The following is a 16,567-nucleotide window of genomic DNA, read 5'->3' as shown; positions in this document are numbered from 1 at the left end:
TTATTATATCTTGCATGCCCAGCACTGTCAAAATCAATGACTTAAGCCAAATCCTCGCCTCAATTGCCTTAGATTTCAAGGCCTTAGACGAGGTTATCCGTCAGCGTTTAGTCTCAAAAGTCGCCTTAATTGACCAAATCTCGACCTATATCATCCAGGCCGGCGGCAAGCGGGTCAGACCGGCCCTATTGATGCTGGTGGCTAAAGCCCTGGCCAATGGCCAAGAAACCCCCCACACCCTGGAAATGTCGGCTGTAGTTGAATTTATTCACACGGCCACCCTCCTGCATGACGACGTTGTGGATGAATCCACCCTCAGAAGAGGTCGCGAAACCGCTAATGCCGCTTTCGGCAATGCCGCCAGTGTTTTAGTGGGTGACTTTTTGTATTCCAGAGCCTTCCAAATGATGGTGGGGCCAAATGATCTGCGGGTCATGCAAATCCTCTCCGATGCAACCAATACGATTGCCGAAGGTGAAGTACTCCAACTTCTGAATATGAATGACCCGGAAGTGGATGAAGCAAGTTACTTACAAGTCATTCGCTACAAAACAGCTAAGCTATTTGAAGCATCAACCGAGTTGGGCGCTATTTTGGCAAATGCTAGTGATGCGCAACGCGAACAAGCTGCCGCGTTTGGACGTCATATTGGTACCGCGTTTCAATTGATGGATGACTTGCTGGATTACACAGCGAATGCTGCGCAGATGGGTAAGAATGCTGGTGATGATTTACGTGAAGGCAAACCTACGCTGCCACTGTTTTACCTATTAGAAAATGGCAGCAAGGAAGAACGCCTTTTAGTTCGCGCTGCAATTGAACAAAATCAAGATTTACCAGAGGATGTATTCGCGCAGATTCTTGCTGCCGTACAAAACTCGGGCGCACTCGATTACACACAAGCTGCAGCCAAACGGGAAGCAGACTTAGCCTTATCTTGCCTAAAAGCTTTCCCCGCAAACGAAGCTAGTAAGGCCTTAGAGGCGCTATGCGCTTACTCTCTCAAAAGGCAGACTTAAGTCCGTAGGCTATTGACTCTGAGTTCACGCGCTGTAATTCGCGCCCGCTCAGCCTATTCACGCAAACGCGCAATTTCTTGCGCCGATAATCTTTCTAAATTTGAATAATCTAATTTCCAGGATGAGTCGACAGACCATACCAATGGCGCTTGAAGTGCTGTGCGAGGTCCGGGAGCAGACTCAAGTAGACGCACAGCTAACCGAAAATTTAAATCTTGTGCAGCAATATCATTTGGCTTTGCGGCTACATTTCCCACAGGAAAATCGCTCAATAAAAATCGCGACACCTCACAATACTCAACAATATCTTTTGCCGCACCAATCACCACAGTTGAAATTCCTGCGGACTCTAAATAACACGCCAATAGACTTTGACCCTGATGGCATATCGGGCAATTTGGAATTACCACCACTACATCCACGCTATCCGCTGTGAGCATCTCCAAAATTCGAGGTGCATCAACCTCCAACGTATGACGCTGACTTCGATTGGTTGGTAAGCCATAAACATTCGGGGGAAGCGCCTTTATCTCCCCGCCTGCAAGCGCTCGCTTAGCGGCGGCCAACGGAAACCAGCAATTGCTATCTTCCATATTGGCATTGCGACGATCAATCCCCACATGAGCGATTCTTAAATCGATATCTCCATCGATTGATTGTCGATATGGCTGATAAAACTTTGCCTCGGCGTTATAAGGCGCACCCTGAACTTTCGCACCCTTGGTGGAGTCATATGGAACAGCCGTAGTAATGAGCCCCAAAACAGACTGGGAAAGCGGTTTTTGAGAGGCGAAAATGGCACATCAATCTAATGTGCCCAGGTATAAGGGTTGTCATAACACAACCCCAGGTAATAGCTTCGGGTTCACTCTTATATACCGAACAGGTTGATCCTGTTCTGGTGCAAAGGTGAGCTCAGAAGTCTTAGACATCAATTCATACCTGTAAGATATCGCATATGCTGCGCTTTCAGCATCAAGAAAAAAGTGGACCAGGACAAGTGCAAGGCGATCAAATTGCCGTGTACGAAGGTGATTTATTCAACGGGCCTAAGGCTACCGGCGAAACCCTCAAATTGGCTGACATCACGATTGATATCCCTTGTACTCGATCAAAAATGGTTGCGATGGTAGATAACTTTCATGCATTGGTGATCAAGCTTGAGCATACCGTACCCGCATTGTACTTCCTCAAATGGAACAACTTCTTCCTCGCGGCAAACCAAGTGATTCGCACACCTAAGTCATACTCCGGAAAAGTGGTTTACGAAGGTGAACTTGGTACCGTGATCGGCAAACGCTGCCATGACGTCGACGAAGCAGAAGCGCCCAAAGCCATCTTTGGCTACACATGTACCAATGACGTTACCGCCATTGAAATTCTGAATCGTGATCCTGGCTATGCGCAGTGGACTCGTGCGAAGAGCTTTAATACCTTTGGTGTATTGGACCTTACATTACAACCGATGTAGACCCTAGCAAACTCAGCATTAAAACGATTCTGAATGATCAAGAGCGTCAAAACTATCCTATTTCAGACATGCTCTTTGCATCTGCCAAATTGGTAAGTCTGCTTTCGCAAGACGTTCCACTAGAAGCTGGCGACATTATTGGCTTGCGGCACCTCTGTTGGCGTTGGCTCAATGAAACCTGGCAGCAATGTCAACATCATTATTGACGACGTTGGGCGCTTGGATAATCGCTTCGAATAATTCCTAGAATACTGGCAGTCTTTAAAACAAACAACCATTGCTACTCAACGTAGCAAGGGTTTTTTGTTTGAAGCGATTTAATTACTTAGTAGCCTGATACCGATGGCAACGCTAAGCTTCCTTTAGAAGCTTACACGTTTTCATCCAGGTATTTTGTCAAAGCAAAGACTGTATTCAAACAAGGTGTTGGTGTTTGCGTAATCTTGCCAAGCTCAATCACCGACCCTAACAATGCATCAATTTCCAAACTACGGCCAGCTTCCAAGTCTTGCAACATAGAGACGTCTTGTGCTTACCCACTTTTTCGGCACCAGCGATGCGACGCTCAATATCCATCCGGAAAGTCACACCTAACTTCTCGGCAATTGTCTGGGCTTCAGCCATCATGTTGCGCGCCAACTCTTTGGTTGGCAGATACCCTCCAAAGTGCCATGAGTCAGCGAGCTGATTGGGTTGAAAGTCATGCTGCCCCATAACGTGAGCCAAATTTCGGATCGGATATCATCCAAGATGGGTGACTTAAAGCCAGTCGCACACATCATTTCTGACATCTTCTGAATACGCTCAGTAGTTTTGCCATCCAATTCACCCAACGGGAAGCGATTACCTTCAACGTGACGAATGACGCCAGGCGTCTGAGTAAAGGTTGCTGGATACACTACTATTGTTTGAATTAATAGCATTCTTAGCTACGCCACCAGCATCTACTGTTTCTACTGAATGGTCTTGGTACTTCCCACCCAACTGCTGGAAATACCACCAAGGAATTCCGTTTTGCATGGGAATCAAAATAGTTTCTGGGCCCATGATGGCAGCTAAGTCATCAATGATCGGCTCAACTTGATGCGCCTTCACAGCCAGAATGACTACATCCGGAGTTTCTGCATCACGAATTTTTTCCACCGCTTTTACTTGAGAAACCAAAGGCTCTGGCTGGTCATCCATAATCAAAGCAAGACCACCCTCTTTGATCGCGGCTCAAGTAGCGCCGCGCGCAACAACGGTTACGTCATTACCTGCTCGCGCCAACATGACAGCTCAGTAGCCGCCAATTGCGCCTCCCACACCAATCACACAGATTTTCATAGGAACTCCATAAGAACTAAAAAATTTTGTATTACGCTCATTTGAATGGGATTGTTTTGCGATGCAACAATTTATTAGGTGCTTATTTTTTAAGCAAAATTAACTTGAAACCACTTTTAACTGATCTCTAGGCACTAAGCTCCCCAAAAGCATTCCCACAATACTGGCCACCAAGCCAGCCAACTGAGGAGGCATGATTGCTTCTGGCGCTAAGGTTTCACAGCTTATCCAGACTGTCAGACCGCCAACCACGGCTAACAAGCCGCCCAAAGAATTCGCACGAGACCAATGCACCCCGAAGGCGAGCGGAACAAATGCGGCCACCAAAGTCACCTTATAGGCGCTTTCGACCATCTTAAAACTAGACAGATGAGAATTGATGGCAACGAACGTCACCACAACCGAAAAACAGAGAACGGTGATTCGCATGACCTTAAGCAAATCCCGATCCGATAAATGCTTGAAAAATCCACGAACAATGTTTTCAGCAAAAGTCACTGATGGCGCCAATAAGGTTGCACTAGCGCAACTCTTAATCGCCGATAAAAGCGCACCAAAGAACATGACCTGCGCAATTAAAGGCGCATGGTTCAGAATCAATTTAGACAAAATCATCTGCGGATCAGTTGAGAGATATTCCTTGATCAAATCCGGACTAATTAAGGTCGCCGAGTAAGACAAATACATCGGCACAAAGGCGAAAATAAAATACAGTACGCCGCCTAACAAAGCAGCTTTCACGGAATTTGGATAAGTTGGTAATAGCGACTGACCATATGCCGCCAAACAAAGTGTAAATCAATACGCTACCTGCGCCAATCAACATACCGCCTGTTTGAGAAATACTGCCCTCGGACACCACATTAAATACAAGGCCCAAAGCCTTAATTTGCGCAGCCACCCACCCCAATTAGGAAACCACGATACAAAGAGTCACTAAAACTCCTACTCTACGCCCATACTTTTCACGAAAGAAATCACCAATAGTACGCATGCGACGGTTATATACATGCCGTGCAAAAAAGAGGCCCACCAAAATGAGGCACAGAGAAGATCCAAACGGATCGGAGACAACGCCTCCAAGACCTTCTTTTAAAAATATAGCTGGAATTCCTCAAACGGTTTCAGACCAAAACCAGGTAGCCAATACTGTTGCGGTAACGATCGGCAAAGGAAGGCTATGACCAGCTGCGGCAAAATCAGCTGTATCTTTCACTCGGAGGGCTGCACACAAGCCAATTCCGACTGAGATAACCCAGTAAATGATGAGGAACCAAATTAGCACGCCTAAATGCTCCTTCTGAAATGTGAAGGAATTATATGGCCTTAGCACTTTTGACAGTTAACAAAAGTGCTGAGTTAGATCGCCCCAAGAGAGGCGCCCGTCTGACATAATTCAAGAGTGAGAGCGCCTAGACAAACCCCAACAATGAGTCCATCAGACGATTTGGCATACCAAAAAGCCATGCTGAGTTCTGTATCGCGCACTTTTGCCATCACTATCCCGCTTTTGCCTCCAGACATTGAAAAGGTGGTTGGCAATACTTACCTGCTTTGTCGCATTATTGACACCATCGAAGATGCGGCAGACTTGGACGCCAAAACCAAACAATCACTATCAGCACTCTTTTTAAATGCAGTCCTTGAAAAAGCGCCTGTTGAAACTTTTGTTGAGCCTTGTCTTGCGGCACTCAAGAACTACGGCAATCAGGATGAGCTCGATTTAATTTCTAATACGCCCACTGTTTTGCGGATACTGCATACCTGCTCAAGCAATGACCAACAGGCTGTCAGCCGCTGCGTTTCCATCATGTCCGAAGGAATGTCTTACTTTCATGGCAAGCAAAATCAGGCAGGTCTTCAGGATCTCACTGAATTTGAGAAATATTGCTATGTGGTTGCCGGCGTAGTTGGCGAGCTGCTCACCACCATCTTTAGCAATCGTTCCCGCGCCTTTGAAAGAGCGCTGATTGGACATGAAAATTTGGCAGTCGCATTTGGTCAGGCACTGCAAATGACCAATATCCTCAAAGATTCTCCCGAGGACAGGGCGCGTGGAGTCTCCTGGAAGCCGGCCAATATGAGCCAAGCAGCTCTTTTAAAAATTGCCTATCAAAAACTACAAGCCTCCTTGGAATATATTTTATTGATCCCAAAGCAAGAACAAGGCATAAGGCGTTTTTGCTTTTTGGCTTTTGGTCTAGCAGTGATGACGCTGGCAAAAATTGCTCAGTCCGCTGAATTTAACAACAAAGATGAAGTACAACTTTCTAGAAACACCGTCACGAAGTTTTATGGCTTTACCAAAATTGCCGTTAGAAGTGATGCTCTAATGAAAGTCTTTTTCTATCTCACTGGCCGATCATTGGCTAAGTAGGCATTTACAAAGCGCCTTCGTGCTTTAGAAGACAGCGCTTAATTTGGCGATACAAACCAGGGGCATTTTCTTTCATAAACCCACCGATCCCCTGAGCAGAAACCACTCTATGGCAAGGCGCAATCAAGGGATAAGGATTCGCTCCACATGCGGTACCGACAGCCCTTGGTCCACTCTTGATTTTCTTAGCCAACTCGCCGTAGGTTTTTGTTTTACCAACAGGTATTTCTTGAATGCTAGCCCATACTTTTTTCTGGTGCTCAGTACCCACGGGTTTAATGGGTAGGTCAAATTGCCAACTAGGATCTTTGAAGTACTCCTTGCACTGTCGCGCAACTTCTTTAGCCAGCTGATTCTTGGGGGTGACTAATTTTGCATCTACCGGCAAGTAATCAATTTTAGATAGCATCAAACTCCCATCCACCAACTCCGTCAAAATTCCCAGACGTCCGAAGGGCGCTGAAATAACGCAATAACTTGCACTCTCGTGGCGGATTGGGGCTGAAGAGGATGTCATCGGGTTCATTCTCACACAATTAAACAAGTCAACCTATCGCCCGTTACGCTCTAGCTCTGGCATGCCAAATGCCACTTTGCTATATTGACTCATCCTTACTTTTTTCAGGCAGACCTCATGGACACCTTTTTTGACGATTGGCCGTTTTATGGCCAAGTTGCTCTCGTCCTATTTTTGCTGGCGTTATCCGGCTTTTTCTCAATGGCGGAAACCAGCATGCTGTCGTCCAATCGCCATCGCCTCCGTGCAATGGCTAATAGCGGCAACACCGGTGCAGCGCTAGCCGAAAGACTCTTAAAACGCATTGATTCACTGCTATCAGTGCTGCTCATTTCCAACAATATCATTAATACGGTTTTACCGATTCTAGTAACGGGCATTGCCTTACATATTTTTGGCGACGGTGGGCTCGTGCTGTCGATTGCCACTTTAGTGGTTGCCCTGCTGATCATTATCTTTAGCGAAATAACCCCTAAGGTTATTGGCGCCGCATTTCCAGAAAAAATTGCTTCTAATGTCGGCTGGTTTATATTGCCGCTCACTTTTTTGCTGAAGCCTTTGCTTTGGTTTATTAACAGTTTTGTCTCTGGACTCATGAAAGTATCTGGCTTGCAAACCTCTTCCGATAGCAGAGCTATGAGCAAAGAGGAGTTACGCAGCCTTGTTTTGGAATCCAATCGCTTTGTCTCCAATCATCATCGCAACATCTTTCTCAATCTATTTAATTTAGAAAATATTACTATTGATGATGTAATGACACCCAGATCCAGAATTGAAGTGTTGGATCTTTCAAGACCCATTGATGAGGTAGTTCAGCAATTAGAAACCTGCTATCACAACAAATTACCAGTGTGCGATACAGACTCCGAGCGTATTGTCGGCATTCTCTCAGTGAAAAAGGCTTTATCCCTATTGGGGGATACCGATCTGACATATGAGGATTTTAGGGTTTTGCTCAATGAGCCCTGCTTCATTCCTAGTGGCACACCCGTACTACAGCAAATGCAATTTTTTCAAGATAGCCAACAGCGTTTAAGTCTGGTTGTGAATGAATATGGGGAAGTGCTGGGATTAGTGACTTTTGAAGATATTATTGAAGAACTCATTGGCGAATTCACCACCTCTTTTTCCAATCTGTCAACCGATCCCCGCTGGCTTGCCGATGGCACTTACCTTGCCAGTGGTAGCGCCTCCATAAGAGACCTCAATCGCCTGCTGAACCTCAATCTGCCACTGGATGGACCACGCACTCTGAATGGGCTCATCCTCGAAAAATTAGAAGCCATCCCTGGTCATGATGTCAGCATTCGCATTGCCGGGATCGTCATGGAAATCGTGCAATGTGATGAACACGGCGTGAAAACAGTCAAACTCTATTGCCCCACACTAGCTCAAGAGCAAGATTGAGCGTTTCCGCAGATGACTCATTAATTATTCGCACCTGGTATGAAATTGCAGATCATGCCATTGATGCTAGAGCGAGTGATGTTCATATTGAAGCCGGGGTTCAAGCCACGCTCATCCGATTTAGGGTTGATGGCCTCCTGCAAATTCATTCTCGACACCCTATTGATCTACATGACCGCCTGATTGCACGAATTAAAGTTTTAGCGCGCCTAGATATCGCCGAAAAACGGCTTCCACAAGAGGGGCGGCTTTCAATTGGGCATCATTTTTCTAAACCCAATATAGATTGTCGTGTCTCCATCTTGCCGACACTGCACGGGGAAAAGCGGTAGTGCGAATACTGCCAAGCAATCTTGCAGAACTTGATCTGCAGGAACTTGGTCTTCTTCCCGATCAATTGCGCATATTCCTACAAGTGCTTGCTCAGCCGAACGGCTTAATTCTTGTTACAGGACCAACGGGTAGCGGCAAGACACGCACTCTCTATAGTTGCTTAAAGCACCTCAACCAATCTCATCGCAATCTGTGCTCTATAGAGGATCCGATTGAGATTGGTCTAGCAGGCGTCAATCAAATAGCCTATCACCCGCGGGCAGGTCTAGACTTTCCCACGATTATTCGAGCCCTGCTTCGACAAGATCCCGATGTGATTATGATTGGTGAGATACGAGATGCCGCCACAGCACAATTAGCAATTCAAGCTGCGCAAACTGGGCACTTGGTGTTGAGTACATTACATACTCGCAACGCGCGTGGAGCAGTCCCAAAACTTCAAAACCTGGGTATTGATCAAGATTCGCTTGAAGCTTGTCTCTTTAGCGTGAGCTCACAACGCCTGATTCGCAAAACGTGCCCCCAATGCAGCCAACATCATGAGAATGAAAAATTGGCTTGCACTAGCTGCCAAGGCATTGGCTACTTTGGACGCATGGGAGTTCATGAGGTGCCGGATAAATTCAACCTCTTTGATCCATCTCTTCAGCATGTCGATATGCGACACGCTGGGCTTGTCCACGTACAAGAAGGTCTCATTACTCAAATAGCCCTAGAAACAGAAGTGGGCTAATGAGACTAAGCAAACAAGACCAACTGCATTTCGCTGGGCAACTTTTAACTCTCCTGGAATTCGGTCTGCCGCTGCTTAATGCAATTGATCGCATTTATTCCACTGCCCCGAAATACTGGCTTCTTTGGATATCGAGCGTCTATGGACAACTCAAACAGGGAGAAAGTTTTTCTCAATGCTTGCGCGCACAGAAACACTTATTCTCCATGGAGTTCATGAACCTCATTCGAGTGAGTGAACGTACCGGTGACTGTAATCTAGCACTGACAACTATTTGCCAACAATTAGAAGCGCAAATTGAATTGCGTCGGAAAATTCAACAAGCAATGAGTTACCCCATCATTACCATAGGCAGTTCCTGTCTTTTGGTCATTGTCATGATGATTTGGGTTGTACCAGGCTTCAAAGATGTTTTTGCTCATTTTCAGGCGGACTTACCAACCCCCACAAAAGTATTGATTGAAATGTCTACCTGGTTCGAAGAATTTTATTTTCAGATAATTGCGGTGATTACCGGTTTTGCAGGGCTATCTAGCCTTGCATGGATCAAACTTCCTGGACTACAAAAGCTTTGTGATCGACTAAGCTTCTCAATACTCTTAAGCGGACAGCTCCTTAGGCTAGCAAAACTCACCTATTGGTGTCTTGAGCCACCTTCTGAAGTCTGGATTACCTCTGCCAGATGCTCTCCGAGTTACGGCGCAATCATCTAATCACTGGCTTAGTCATGATTTTAGCGCCGAAATATTCAAGCACGTAACCCGCGGTTGGTCGTTTGGTGATGCAATCAGCAAAGCCGATGCCAAAGGCCTGCTGTTTGATCTAGAAACTCTGCAGCTCTTGAGGCTTGCCTCTGAAAGTGGCGCACTTTCAGAAATACTACAGAGGCGCGCAAAAATTCTTAGCGCTCAGTTAAGCAATCGACTAAATACCCTCAGCCACAGCCTAGAACCTTTGCTGATTATTGTTGTTGGACTCATCATTGGCAGTCTGGTCATAATCTTGTATCTTCCAATCTTCAACCTATGGCAAATCTTCAACCTATGGCAAATTGTTTAATGAATAGCGCTGTTTTGCTTGAGTGGATTCAAATATCTCTGATATTGGCCATAGTCTATTTGGCATACATTGATTTGCGCACCTTCAGATTGCCAGATGTCATCACTTTCCAACTCATCTTGGTGGGTTTAATTTTTAACGATCTCACAAGCCAGAGTTTTACCCCAATTCAGGATGCAATCATTGGAGCTCTTCTGGGTTATTGTGGGCTTTGGCTTCTTAACTTTCTTTATCGAATGCTTAACAAAAACAGGACGGCATTGGTATGGGCGATGCCAAATTATTGGCAGCCCTCGGGGCCTGGCTAGGTTGGCATGCTTTACCCCATATCCTACTAGTAGCCTCATTGACTGGACTGGTTGGCGGATTTGCTTGGCTATTGTGGAGCAAGCAAAATCATCGCTCCACTTTTCCATTTGGCCATTTTCTTGCTATTGCTGGCATCATTGAATTGTTATGGCCGCAGACCCCACAAAACTTCCTACTGAGCAATCTAGCTTAGGCTTATTAAAAGGGCGCGCCCTTTTTGTAGGTCTTACTGGTGGTATTGGCTCAGGCAAAACTGCCGTTAGCGATGCACTTGCTAAGTTAGGCGCCGGCATAGTGGATACCGACCTAATTGCTCACCAGCTTACCGCCCCAAAGGGCCTAGCAATCCCCCCGATTCAAAAAGAGTTCGGTCCGAACTTCATTGATTCCAATGGGGCGCTGGACAGAAGTAAGATGCGAGCCCTGGTCTTTGCTAACCCCGCCGCCAGAAAGTCCTTGGAGGCCATCACTCACCCGTTAATTCGGGAGGAAACTGTGCGGCAGACTAGGCAACTACTTCAGGAAAATGCTCCCTACATTGTTTTTGTGGTTCCCTTGCTGATTGAATCTGGCGATTGGAGATCAGTTTTGGATTACCTGGTGGTGGTGGACTGCCCAGAAGAAACCGAAATCGAACGCGTGATGCACCGCAGCAAATTATCTCGAAATGAGGTTGAAAGAATCCTTCAGGCGCAGTCCAGCAGACAAGACCGTATCGCCAATGCAGACGTAGTCATTGAAAACCAGGGTGACCTCAATCATCTAGAGACAGAAGTCTTTGCACTGCACCAAAAAGTCTTACAGATTCAGAAAAAGCACTCCAGTTCGTCATAGAATATGGGTTTGTGATTGTCTACGAATACCCTTTCAATGAATTAGTTCGAAGCATGCTTCGACTGGAGTATTTATTCTCCCGATTTAATCACTTTGTCCGATCAGACGATCCAGAGTTACATCACAACGCTATCTCTATTTTGTTTGATCTTGGTGATATTGGCGCTCGTGGCGATATCAAGTCATTACTCCTTCAAGAATTTGAGCGTCAAAAATATGCGCTCAATGGTTTGAAGTCATCGCAAAAAGTAGATCAAGAGGCGTTATCCCAAACACTCTCTGAAATTGATGCGGTAGCAAGTGGCATTAATCAAGCAGCTGGTAGGTCTAATTCAATCATTACTGAAAGTGAATGGTTGAATGCAATTCGTACACGCTTAAATATTCCGGGTGGCACAAGTCCAATGGATTTACCCAGCTATCACGCATGGAAAAATAGTCCCACATCCGAGCGTCGCGAGTTACTCGAAAAGTATATTAGTCCGCTGTTACCTTGGCATGAAGCGTGTCAATTATTTTTACGCTTACTTCGTCAATCGGGTGAGGCTAAAGATGTGACTGCGCATAATGGGTCTTTCCAGCAAGCCCCTTCTGGCAAGGTATACCAATTAATGCGCATCGCTGTTGAAGATAATTCTTTATTCTCGGAAATTAGCGCGAATAAATATTTACTCTCTGTGCGCTTCTTAAAGTCAGAGCGAGATAAGAAAACACAGTTGGTTAATGCCGATGTGCCATTCAAACTCACCCTCTGCCAGCTTTAAGCTAAAAGGCTTCTAAGCCTTTCCAGCATTGGCCAGGCGGCTGGTAATAAGGGCTCTACACTAGTCTTTTCTGCGGCGAGCAATTCCGATGATAAAGATTGATTTTCACAACCCTTGGGTATGCCATACCAATCACGAATAATGCTGACATGTAAGCGAACATAAGCGTGTGGGTAATCTGCTCTAAAACAGTCAGCTCTTCGCTCGATTGAATCTCAATACCAAGCTCTTCTTGCAATTCGCGTTTCAGCGCTTCGAAAACGGTTTCTCCTTTTTCGATTTTTCCACCAGGAATTTCCCAATAACCAGCATATGGCTTTCCCTCTGGTCTTTGTCCTAAAAGATAGCGGCCTTCAGCATCAAGCAATATTCCCGCCGCCACTTCAGTGATGGGTCGATTGATTTCACTCATTCAGAAAAATCATCTTAAGACTTTGAGCCAGCCCAGTGCTTCGCGAATTGCCAAGCAACCCGGCCTGAACGTGAGCCACGCTCTAAAGCCAAAACCAAAGCCTCGGCACGAGCAGCCTCGATTTGCGGAGCACTCAAACCAAAATGCTGCAACCAATGCGACACGATCGCCAAATACTCATCTTGTTTTGGTGGATAAGAAGACAGCCAAAGCCCAAAGCACTCCGACAAGGAACTCTTCTCCTCAACCACTTCACCAGGATGAATTTCACCATCATCGCTATTCATATACCCTTCGTTATCTTTCATATACTCAGGCAATAAATGGCGACGATTCGATATGGCGTAAATCAAGATGTTATCGACTTGAGCAGAAACCGAGCCGTCTAGGGCTGATTTCATGGCCTCATAGCCAGATTCGCCGTCCTCAAACGACAGGTCATCGCAAAAAATAATGAAGCACTCAGGACGCGCCGCCAAACGTTCGGTAATGTCGGCGAAATCGGCTAGATGCTCTTTTTCAACCTCGACTAGGCGCAAACCTTGGCTAGCAAACTCATGCAAGCTCGCCTTAATCAGAGAGGACTTTCCTGTTCCTCGTGCACCCGTCAACAAAATATTGTTCGCAGGCTTTTTTGGATAAAGTTTTTGGTGTTATCACGTATCGCGTCACGTTGGCGATCAATATTTTGCAGATCCTCGAAAGTAATATCCGCTACATACTTGACTGGCTGTAAACATCCAATACTTCCAAAGATACTGTCACGACGATGCCATCTAAAGGCAGTAGAAGACTTCCACTGCTCTTCAGTCAATGGCTTTGGCAAAAAAATATCGAGATGATCTAAAAGGCGATCTAATTTTTCATGCATTTTTCAAACAATCATTTTCTTTTATGAGCGATAGTCTGCATTAATAGATACATAATCATGCGATAAGTCGCATGTCCACATGGTTTGTGTCGCCTCGCCACGACCCAGATCAATCTTGACGGTGATTTCTGAAGCTTGCATCACTCGCTGACCATCCGATTCTTGATAGTCAGGATTACGGCCACCATCTTTAGCAACCAAAACATCCCCTAACCACATTTGCACGCGATTGACATCCAAGTCTGCAATGCCCGCATAGCCAACGGCCGCAAGGATACGACCCAAATTCGGATCGCTAGCAAAGAATGCTGTTTTAACCAAAGGAGAATGCGCGACCGCTTTCGCAACAAGGCGACATTCTTCGGCAGTTTTGCCACCAACAACCTCAATTGTCATAAACTTGGTCGCGCCCTCACCATCACGCACAATCATTTGAGCCAGCTTTCTAGTCAAGGCAATTAATGCGTCACGCAAAATGGCATAACTAGGAGCCGTAACGGATTTAATCTGCACCGCAGACTGTCCTGTTGCCATGATGATGAAAGAATCATTGGTGGATGTATCGCCATCAATCGTGATGGCATTAAATGAAAGGTCGGCAATCTCGCGAGTGAGACTACTCAAGAGACCTGGCGCGAATCCTACATCAGTTGCGATAAATCCGAGCATTGTTGCCATATTGGGATGAATCATGCCAGCACCCTTACAGATACCAGTGATGGTTACTGCACCATCAGGCGTTTGCACAGTCACTGAAGTAGCCTTGGGCTGAGTGTCTGTTGTCATGATGGCTTCAGCAGCATCAAACCAATTGTCCTCACCCAAGTCGGCTACCGCCCTTGGGAGAGCGGAAATAATTTTTTCTATTGGCAGTGGCTCTAAAATCACGCCCGTTGAAAATGGCAGAATTTGCTCTGGATTAATCTGAAGATCCTTGGCCAAGGCCGAGCAAGTTTCCAAAGCATGTTTCATGCCTGACTCGCCCGTTCCAGCATTGGCATTGCCGGTATTTACCACCAAAGCCCTGATCTCGCCATGACGACCCTCTTGCGCCAAATGTTCACGACAAACCTGGACAGGGGCGGCGCAAAAGCGATTCAAGGTAAAAACGCCAGCTACTTGCGAACCGGGAGCCAAGGTCATTACAAGTAAATCTTTGCGATTTGCCTTTTTAATGCCAGCTGCGGCAATGCCCATCTGGAAACCTGTGACAGGTTTGAGTTCGGCTTTTTGGGGTAGAGGTAAATTAACGGTCATATAAAAACTCAATAAATAGATTTAAAGTGGGTCTTCAATTTAGCCACCACCTCTACGAGTATAAAGATCAAATCGATTGAGGGCATTCTCGCAATCGCTCTGCGTCCAATTTTCAGAGAACTGGAGTCTCACCAGCAAAACCGGTATCTCCAGAAGCGCAATTTTTCTGACCTGCTGACTAAACCCAAAAATTCTTAACTCAGGTTCATCGCTCTCTATTCAAGTCTTACCGTCTATCACTAAACTCGTATTGGAATAAAGGCTGCCAAGAGCTTGAGGCAACCAGCGCAGTAAATCCACGGGGGTGCAGCCCATCTTTCGCTCAAATTGCGGCATTCAGCAAAACAGAATGGAATTAGCGACCAGCTACCGGAGGGCAAATGGCCAGAGCGTCATTCGACTTGAGGGCATATTGATCACGTTCCTCAGGCTGAATATAAACCCCATTTACCATGACTAAGTGCGCTGATTTACTGGGAATTTTATAAAGAATGATCACGTCACCAATAGTGCTACCATCGGCCAAGTCAATGTCCGTCGCGACATTGCTTTTTTTATTGGATGGTAAATAGCTTGCCAAGCTGGCAAACAACTTCAAGGTAATCTGCATCCTTAGAGCTGCATTCATCCACGCAGATTGTGCTTGTCTTGACGCCAAATACGCGTCCATCGCTTTAGTAGGATCACCCATTAAAGTCTCTTCCCGCTCTCCGAGCGCAATCTTGCCTTGGATCAAACCCCTGAGCACTCCAATATGGGCGGTACTTCCAACACAAGTAGCCCCCACCAAAACATCTCCTAAGAATTCAAGTCGCATGTATTTGAACAGCTGCGGCTCAACGATTTCCACATGGTCTCCTCCTGCGGCACCGGACCAAAAACCAAATGAGCAAGAGATAAGTCCCAATGTATCCAAAACATTTATCTGTAGCGCCACCAGGTTGTTGGCATTCCCACCAGTCATGGCAATAGCGGCGATACGAGCCTGCTCAGCAGCATTGGGCTGAATTGCATTGACGATGCGCTGACCCGTTGAAAAATCAATGCTCTCGGTCACATCTCCAGCGGCATAAATATCAGAATGAGAAGTTCGCATCCGCTCATTCACCAAAATCCCCGTCTTTATCTCCAGACCGGAATCTTGAAGGTAGGCAATGTTGGGACGCACGCCTGTGGCTGAAATTACTCAAGCGACCTCCAGTGATTTTCCCTTCGAAAGTTTGACGCTCAATCCATTAGCGGATTGGGAAATTCCTTCAACCTTTGTGTCGGTATAGACCTGAACACCTTTTCCCTCAACCCATTTTTTTATCATGCCGCCAGCAACCGCAGTCATCATACGGGGCACCATTCGATCACCCATCTCGACTACAGTGAGCTCCAGCTTTCTGCTAGCAAGTGCCTCCAAAATAATGCAGCCAATAAAGCCTGCGCCCATTTGTAAAACACGTGAACCGGGCTTAGCCAACTTGGCAATTGCGCGCGCATCCTCCAAAGTCCAGCAAGGATGAACTCCTGGCAAATCAATCCCAGGAATCGGCGGCCGGACAGGAACAGAACCTGTGGCAATTAACAACTTGTCAAATTGAATAGATTGACCATCCGTGAGCTCTAGCCTCTTTGTCTTATGATCAACAGCAACAGCTTGCCCGCTTATCTGCTCAATTTGCAGTTTTTGGTAATGATCGGGATCCTTACGCAAATAAGTGCCCGATTCTTGAATATTACCCATCAGCAAATAGAATTACCATTCGAAAATACGGCGACGCGTCCTCAGATCCAATCATGACGATCTGATCATGAGGAGAGCGCTTACGAATGATTTCCGCGGCGATGACGCCAGCTGGGCCATTGCCCAAAATGACATGCTTCATTGAT

At 46.2% G+C, this 16,567-nt stretch carries 14 protein-coding genes and 7 pseudogenes; 11 read left to right on the top strand and 10 right to left on the bottom strand.

The features are described 5' to 3' along the window. Nucleotides 1–14: 14 nt before the first annotated feature. Complete coding sequence (locus tag DXE35_RS00810; RefSeq protein WP_114689214.1) at nucleotides 15–1,019, top strand: polyprenyl synthetase family protein; 1,005 nt, start codon at nucleotides 15–17, stop codon at nucleotides 1,017–1,019. 53 nt (nucleotides 1,020–1,072) lie between these two features. Here DXE35_RS00810 and DXE35_RS00805 read toward each other — a convergent pair whose 3' ends face one another. Continuing rightward, nucleotides 1,073–1,780, bottom strand: a complete 708-nt coding sequence (locus DXE35_RS00805) for a hypothetical protein (RefSeq protein ID WP_197713912.1) — start codon at nucleotides 1,778–1,780, stop codon at nucleotides 1,073–1,075. A gap of 188 nt (nucleotides 1,781–1,968) precedes the next feature. On the opposite strand from DXE35_RS00805, the pseudogene DXE35_RS00800 reads away from it, so the two are divergent. Further along, nucleotides 1,969–2,730, top strand: a pseudogene (locus tag DXE35_RS00800) (fumarylacetoacetate hydrolase family protein). Between the two features lie 130 nt (nucleotides 2,731–2,860). Here DXE35_RS00800 and DXE35_RS11285 read toward each other — a convergent pair. Together DXE35_RS11285 and DXE35_RS00790 are read right to left on the bottom strand one after the other, a co-directional pair. Continuing rightward, nucleotides 2,861–3,762 (bottom strand): annotated as a pseudogene (locus tag DXE35_RS11285) (2-dehydropantoate 2-reductase). 153 nt (nucleotides 3,763–3,915) lie between these two features. Continuing rightward, nucleotides 3,916–5,101, bottom strand: a pseudogene (locus tag DXE35_RS00790) (high affinity choline transporter 1). 144 nt (nucleotides 5,102–5,245) lie between these two features. Between DXE35_RS00790 and DXE35_RS00785 the strand changes: the two are divergent. Beyond that, the gene (locus DXE35_RS00785; RefSeq protein WP_114689213.1) at nucleotides 5,246–6,193 is read left to right on the top strand and encodes a squalene/phytoene synthase family protein; all 948 of its coding nucleotides are present in this window, start codon (nucleotides 5,246–5,248) and stop codon (nucleotides 6,191–6,193) included. Nucleotides 6,194–6,197: 4 nt separating this feature from the next. Here the strand turns inward: DXE35_RS00785 and DXE35_RS00780 are convergent, their stop codons facing one another. Next, entirely contained in the window at nucleotides 6,198–6,602 is a 405-nt protein-coding gene (locus DXE35_RS00780) for a methylated-DNA--[protein]-cysteine S-methyltransferase (RefSeq protein WP_415069746.1), read from the bottom strand. A 225-nt stretch (nucleotides 6,603–6,827) separates the two neighbouring features. Between DXE35_RS00780 and DXE35_RS00775 the strand changes: the two genes are divergently transcribed. The 8 genes and pseudogenes from DXE35_RS00775 (at nucleotide 6,828) to zapD (ending at nucleotide 12,149) form a co-directional block, all read left to right on the top strand. After that, entirely contained in the window at nucleotides 6,828–8,117 is a 1,290-nt protein-coding gene (locus DXE35_RS00775; protein ID WP_114689211.1) for an HlyC/CorC family transporter, read from the top strand. Continuing rightward, nucleotides 8,087–9,183, top strand: a pseudogene (locus DXE35_RS00770) (GspE/PulE family protein). Before DXE35_RS00775 ends, DXE35_RS00770 begins: the two are co-directional and overlap by 31 nt. Next, nucleotides 9,183–9,896: a type II secretion system F family protein gene (locus DXE35_RS09945; RefSeq protein WP_231969897.1), complete on the top strand. Its 714-nt coding sequence runs from the start codon at nucleotides 9,183–9,185 to the stop codon at nucleotides 9,894–9,896. Before DXE35_RS00770 ends, DXE35_RS09945 begins: the two are co-directional and overlap by 1 nt. Next, a complete protein-coding gene (locus tag DXE35_RS09940) occupies nucleotides 9,829–10,242 on the top strand; it encodes a type II secretion system F family protein (RefSeq protein ID WP_231969896.1) in 414 nt (137 codons plus the stop codon). Before DXE35_RS09945 ends, DXE35_RS09940 begins: the two co-directional genes overlap by 68 nt. Next, a complete protein-coding gene (locus DXE35_RS10840) occupies nucleotides 10,209–10,550 on the top strand; it encodes an A24 family peptidase (RefSeq protein ID WP_331851915.1) in 342 nt (113 codons plus the stop codon). The genes DXE35_RS09940 and DXE35_RS10840 overlap by 34 nt, the downstream gene beginning before the upstream one ends. Then, nucleotides 10,508–10,744 carry a prepilin peptidase gene (locus DXE35_RS10835; RefSeq protein WP_269459909.1) on the top strand — a complete coding sequence of 79 codons (237 nt, stop codon included), beginning with the start codon at nucleotides 10,508–10,510 and terminating at the stop codon, nucleotides 10,742–10,744. Before DXE35_RS10840 ends, DXE35_RS10835 begins: the two co-directional genes overlap by 43 nt. Then, the gene (gene coaE, locus DXE35_RS00755) at nucleotides 10,699–11,385 is read left to right on the top strand and encodes a dephospho-CoA kinase (protein ID WP_114689210.1); all 687 of its coding nucleotides are present in this window, start codon (nucleotides 10,699–10,701) and stop codon (nucleotides 11,383–11,385) included. Before DXE35_RS10835 ends, coaE begins: the two co-directional genes overlap by 46 nt. An 11-nt stretch (nucleotides 11,386–11,396) precedes the next feature. After that, a complete protein-coding gene (gene zapD / locus DXE35_RS00750; protein WP_114689209.1) occupies nucleotides 11,397–12,149 on the top strand; it encodes a cell division protein ZapD in 753 nt (250 codons plus the stop codon). Here zapD and DXE35_RS00745 read toward each other — a convergent pair. The 6 genes and pseudogenes from DXE35_RS00745 to DXE35_RS11105 form a co-directional block, all read right to left on the bottom strand. Continuing rightward, a pseudogene (locus DXE35_RS00745) lies at nucleotides 12,146–12,561 on the bottom strand (NUDIX domain-containing protein). The gene zapD and the pseudogene DXE35_RS00745 overlap by 4 nt on opposite strands. Nucleotides 12,562–12,575: 14 nt before the next feature. Beyond that, nucleotides 12,576–13,432, bottom strand: a pseudogene (locus DXE35_RS00740) (ATP-binding protein). Nucleotides 13,433–13,453: 21 nt separating this feature from the next. Continuing rightward, a complete protein-coding gene (argJ, locus tag DXE35_RS00735) occupies nucleotides 13,454–14,689 on the bottom strand; it encodes a bifunctional glutamate N-acetyltransferase/amino-acid acetyltransferase ArgJ (protein ID WP_114689208.1) in 1,236 nt (411 codons plus the stop codon). Between the two features lie 355 nt (nucleotides 14,690–15,044). After that, nucleotides 15,045–15,299, bottom strand: a complete 255-nt coding sequence (locus DXE35_RS00730) for a MoaD/ThiS family protein (RefSeq protein ID WP_114690328.1) — start codon at nucleotides 15,297–15,299, stop codon at nucleotides 15,045–15,047. A gap of 459 nt (nucleotides 15,300–15,758) precedes the next feature. Beyond that, a pseudogene (locus tag DXE35_RS11110) lies at nucleotides 15,759–16,421 on the bottom strand (NAD(P)/FAD-dependent oxidoreductase); the annotation flags it as partial. Beyond that, nucleotides 16,414–16,563, bottom strand: coding sequence for a hypothetical protein (locus tag DXE35_RS11105; RefSeq protein ID WP_331851914.1), 150 nt, complete (start codon nucleotides 16,561–16,563; stop codon nucleotides 16,414–16,416). The gene DXE35_RS11105 and the pseudogene DXE35_RS11110, both read right to left, overlap by 8 nt. Nucleotides 16,564–16,567: the final 4 nt, after the last annotated feature.

It is taken from the genome of Polynucleobacter necessarius, from assembly GCF_900095215.1.
Taxonomy (GTDB): Bacteria; Pseudomonadota; Gammaproteobacteria; order Burkholderiales; family Burkholderiaceae; genus Polynucleobacter; species Polynucleobacter necessarius_H.
Note: the sequence above shows the minus strand (reverse complement) of the source record. Positions and strands in the feature narration are given on the sequence as shown.